Source organism: Aequorivita sp. KMM 9714 (genome assembly GCF_011065475.1).
In the GTDB taxonomy this organism is placed as follows: Bacteria; Bacteroidota; Bacteroidia; order Flavobacteriales; family Flavobacteriaceae; genus Aequorivita; species Aequorivita sinensis.
On the sequence record NZ_JAAGRO010000033.1, the window covers coordinates 1 to 514 of the forward strand.

Below are 514 nucleotides of genomic sequence, written 5' to 3' on the forward strand. Positions count from 1 at the left end.
GATCCTGATAAATCAGATACTGTACTTTGGTCTGGAGCTGTTCCAGTAGCTGTCGCTTGGTTCACTACTTCCCCAGCATCAATATCTGCCTGGGTAATTGCGTAGCTGGCTTCATATATCCAAGTTTCAGTTACATCAAGTTCTCCATCACCATCAGTGTCTCCACTTATTGGACCGGCTAATGGACCTCCTAATAATGGGTCGTCTACTATGATGTTAGACAGACTTACATTTCCTTGGTTAGTTACTGTGAAAGTATATGTAATAGTCTCATCAACATTTGAACAAGCATCACCGTTCTCGTCATTAAAGACTCCTGTTTTTACAATTGCAATTGCAGGGTTTTGACAAAGTTCGATAACTGTCGGCTCGTCGTTTCCAACTGTTGATCCTGATAAATCAGATACTGTACTTTGGTCTGGAGCTGTTCCAGTAGCTGTCGCTTGGTTCACTACTTCCCCAGCATCAATATCTGCCTGGGTAATTGCGTAGCTGGCTTCATATATCCAAGTTT

General features: G+C 42.4%; 1 pseudogene. It reads right to left on the reverse strand.

The window, feature by feature from the left end:
• A pseudogene (locus tag G3A46_RS14055) lies at positions 1-514 on the reverse strand (hypothetical protein); the annotation flags it as partial.